The organism is Peptacetobacter sp., from assembly GCF_029264495.1.
Taxonomy (GTDB): Bacteria; Bacillota; Clostridia; order Peptostreptococcales; family Peptostreptococcaceae; genus Peptacetobacter.
This window is the reverse complement of record NZ_JARIBH010000086.1, coordinates 1-4720: the sequence shown is the minus strand read 5'-3', so window position 1 is coordinate 4720 and position 4720 is coordinate 1. Positions and strand designations below refer to the sequence as shown.

The following is a 4720-nucleotide window of genomic DNA, read 5'->3' as shown; positions in this document are numbered from 1 at the left end:
AATAGCAATAAATTCCCCTTTATTCACCGTTAAATTTATTCCTTTCAATACATCTATACTATGATCAGATGTATTATAAGTCTTTTTTAAATTTTTAATTTCTAAGATCTTCATAATAACCTCCTATTTATTTAAATATACATTTTTATGAATTCATTATTAAGTAAAACTATCTAAAAAATATATTCTCATTATACTTATTGCAGACTTATTCATATACTACATCAATAGTTATATTTATATTATCTACATTTTTTCATCAACCAATAAAAATCATTTAAATAATAGTAATATATTTTATTGATAATATAATAACATATTTTATTGTAAAAAAATATAAAAATTTTTTAACTTAGTTTCATATGATTAAAAATAAAAAAATCATCTCGGAAATTCCGAGATGATTTATATTATAAATCTAATTCATTATTTATAGACTTGTTTATCTCACGATCTTTTATTAAAATTTTTTAATTAATATATCACTTATTTAATCATCTATAAATTTTTTTATAATAATCTATTTACTTCACAATTAATTTTAAGTGTAAAACTCAAAACTAAAAAGGAGAATTGCTTTATTTTATTATGCTTCTTCTTTCATTATCATAAGTAACTGTTTATCTACTACCATATCTCCGTTAGATACTTTAATAGATTTTATTATTCCATCAGTTTTTGCAACTATATTTGTTTCCATTTTCATAGCTTCAATTACTATTAGAGGTTGATTTTTAGTTACTTTTTCTCCCTCTTCAACTAAAAGTTTAACTACTTTACCAGGTATACTTGCACCTATCTGAAGTGGATCTCCCATATCGGCTTTTTCAACATGATTTATAGCACCTGAGAAATTGTTGTCTTTTATTTCTACTGATCTCATCATACCATTTAATTCAAAATCAACTGTTCTATATCCATCATCTTTTACATCGCCAATATCTGTAAGTCTTATTGTTAATATTTTTCCTTCCTCTATTTCAACTTCACATTCTTCATTTTTATTAAGTCCATAGAAGAATACATCACTTTCTAATTTTGATATTTCATTGTATTCTTGTATATGTTCTAAATATTCTTCATATACTTTTGGATATAGTGCATAGCTTATTGCCTGTAAATCAGTTACTTCTTTTAATTTGAATTTTTCTTTTAAATGTTCTTTTATAGCTTCAAAATCTTCATTAGGAAGTAATGATCCTGGTCTTTCAGTTATAGCTTCTTCACCTTTTAATACTACTTCTGATAATTCTTTTGGTATTCCACCTTCTGGCTGTCCAATCATTCCTTTGCAGTAATCTACAACAGAATCTGGGAATGCAAGATGTTTTCCTTCTTCATATATATTTTCTTTAGTTAAATTATTTTTAGACATAAATATAGCTAAGTCCCCAACAACTTTTGAAGATGGAGTAACTTTTATTATATCACCAACTATTTCATTGGCAACTTTATAGTTTTCTTTTACTTCATCAAATCTTCCTACTAAGCCTAAACTATCTGCTTGTGGTTTTAAGTTAGTATACTGTCCTCCAGGGATTTCAAAATTGTATATTTCAGCACAAGAGTTTGTAAGATCTGATTCGAATCTACTATATACTTTTCTTAAGTCTTTATAGTATCTTCCTAATTGATCATATCCATATAAATCTATTTCTGTATCTCTCTCTGTATGTTTTAAAGCTTCAACTATGGCATTTAGTGATGGTTGACTTGTAAGACCTGCCATTGATTCAAGTGCACAGTCTATTATATCAACACCGGCTTCTGCTGCCATTAAAGATAATGCAACTCCATTTCCACTAGTATCATGTGTATGTATATGTATTGGTGCTTTTACTTCTTTTTTAAGTTCTTTTACAAGAGTGTATGCAGCATATGGTTTTAATAAACCTGACATATCTTTTATCGCTATTATATCAGAACCTAATGATTCTAGCTCTTTAGCCATTTTTATATAATATTCTAGATTATATTTTGATTTACTCTTATCTAAAATATCTCCTGTATAACACATTGTACCTTCAACTATTTTTCCAGTTTCTAAAGCTGTTGTTATAGATGGTTTCATATTTTCTACCCAGTTTAAAGAATCGAAAATTCTAAATACATCTATACCCTCTCTTGCAGATGCTTTTATAAACTCTTCTATTACATTGTCTGGATAATTTTTATATCCAACAGCATTAGATGCTCTAAGTAACATTTGGAAGTTTATATCTGGTATAGCTTTTCTTAACTTTTGAAGTCTTTTCCATGGAGATTCCTTTAAAAATCTATATGCAACATCATAAGTTGCTCCTCCCCACATTTCAAGAGAGAATAAATCTTTTTGATATTTTTCTGTTGCCTCTGCTACATTTAAAAAGTCATTTGTTCTGAATCTAGTAGCAAGTAATGATTGATGGGCATCTCTCATTGTTGTATCTGTAAGTAATACTTTTTTATCTTTACTGATTTCTTCTATATATGCTTTTTTACCTAATCTTTCAAATTTTGTTCTACTTCCCTCTATTATTGGAATTTCTCTATTTAGATTTGGTTCATGTAATGCATCAAATCTAGGTTTTTCTGCACATTTATTTTCATTTACTATTACATTACCTATGTATTGTAATAATTTTGTTCCTCTATCTTTACTTTCCTTTATATCAAATAATTCTGGATTTTCATCTATAAATTTAGTAGAACATAGACCCTTTTCAAATTTAGGGTTATTAAGTACATTTACCAAGAATCCTACATTAGTTTTTACCCCTCTAACTCTCATCTCTTTTATAGATCTTAAAGTTTTGTTTATAGCTCCTTTAAATGTTCTATCATAAGAAATAGTTTTAACAAGTAAACTATCATAGTATGGACTTATATTTGCACCAGTAAATCCATTTCCACCATCAAGTCTTATACCAAAACCTGAACCTGTTCTATATACCTGTATTTTTCCTGTATCAGGCATAAAATTATTTTTAGGATCTTCTGTTGTAACACGACATTGTATAGAATATCCTCTTACTTGTACATCATCTTGAGATTTTATATCTATTTCAGGGCTGTTTAGTGAATAACCTTCTGCAACTAATATCTGACTTTGAACTATATCTATTCCTGTTATCATTTCTGATACAGTGTGTTCAACCTGTATTCTAGTATTCATTTCTATAAAATAATGATTTCCATGTTTATCAACTAAAAATTCAAGAGTTCCTGCACTTGAATATCCAACGTGTTTTGCAAGTTTCACTGCATCATCACATATTTCTTGTCTTGTTTTATCGCTTAATGAAAATGCTGGAGCATATTCTATTATTTTTTGATGTCTTCTTTGTACAGAGCAATCTCTTTCATAAAGATGTACTAAATTTCCATATTTATCTCCTAATATTTGAACTTCTATATGTTTAGGATCTTCAATATATTTTTCTATAAATATTATATCTTCTCCAAATGCTTTTCTTGATTCACTGCAAGCTGTTTCATATTCTAATTCTAAGTCTTCTTCACGGTGGACTATTCTCATTCCTCTTCCTCCACCACCATTAGAAGCTTTTATCATTACTGGATATCCTATTTTTGCTGCAACTTCTTTAGCTTCTTGAGTTGATTTTATTGCTTTTTCAACACCAGGTATAGTTTGGACATTTACTTCATGTGCTATTTTTTTAGAATTTATTTTATCTCCCATAAGGTCCATTATTTCTGAAGATGGCCCTATAAATGTAATTCCATTTTCTTCACATTTTCTAGCAAATTCAGCATTTTCAGCCAAAAATCCATATCCAGGATGTATAGCATCTACTTTTTTTCTTTTAGCTAATGCTATAATCCCATCCATATCAAGATAAGCATCTATTGGTCCTTTACCTTCTCCTATAAGATAAGACTCATCAGCCTTTGTTCTGAATAATCCATATTTATCTTCATTACTATATATTCCTACACTTCTAATTCCCAACTCTGAACATGCTCTAAAAATTCTTATTGCTATTTCTCCTCTATTAGCAACAAGTATCTTAGTAAACTTTTTTTTCATAAGTCTTACCTCCCCATTACATAATAAATTAATATATTTATATGAAATATTAATTTATTCTTTTATTTTTAATTTATATACATTTAAAACTTTATATCTTATAAATAAATTATATTTTCAAAAATAAAGTAAATACTGTTTTTTGTGACGTCTTATTTATTATAACATTATTTTATAGCCTTTTTACTTATTTTTTTAAATTTATTAATAAATTAATATTTTTTTGAATATTTTAAAATAAAAAAAACCTTCTATTGAAAGAAGGCTTTTTTTATAAATAATTTTTATTAATCATTTTAACAATAAAATTTTTATTATTTTATATAATTAGAATATAATACAAATCCGATATTAAATATATTGTCATACAATTAGCTATAATAATAAAATTAAGATAATTTTAATAACTATAATTTTAATAACTATAATTTTATCATTATATTTATTAATGTATTTTATTAATGTATTAATTTTATTTCATATTTATTTTTATATAAATTGTATTAATCTTTATCTTATAATTGTACGTAAAAATCCACAAAAAATAAAAAAGATTACGTGGCTACGTCCTACTCTCCCAGGGGCCTTCGCCCCAAGTACCATCAGCGCTAGAGAGCTTAACTTCTGTGTTCGGAATGGGAACAGGTGTATCCTCTCTGCTATAATAACCACATAATCTTCTTTTCAGAG

The 4720-nt window shown here is 26.7% G+C and carries 1 protein-coding gene and 1 rRNA gene; both read right to left on the bottom strand.

The window, feature by feature from the left end; genetic code table 11:
* Positions 1 to 586: 586 nt before the first annotated feature.
* Complete coding sequence (locus Q1J78_RS08535) at positions 587 to 4030, bottom strand: pyruvate carboxylase (protein WP_300276229.1); 3444 nt, start codon at positions 4028 to 4030, stop codon at positions 587 to 589.
* Positions 4031 to 4586: 556 nt separating this feature from the next.
* Positions 4587 to 4703, bottom strand: a 5S ribosomal RNA gene (rrf, locus tag Q1J78_RS08530).
* Between the last annotated feature and the right edge of the window lie 17 nt (positions 4704 to 4720).

Coding starts and splice junctions, on each gene's coding strand:
- Q1J78_RS08535 (WP_300276229.1), bottom strand. CDS start 4,030: ATGAAAAAAAAGTTTACTAAGATACTTGTTGCTAATAGAGGAGAAATA.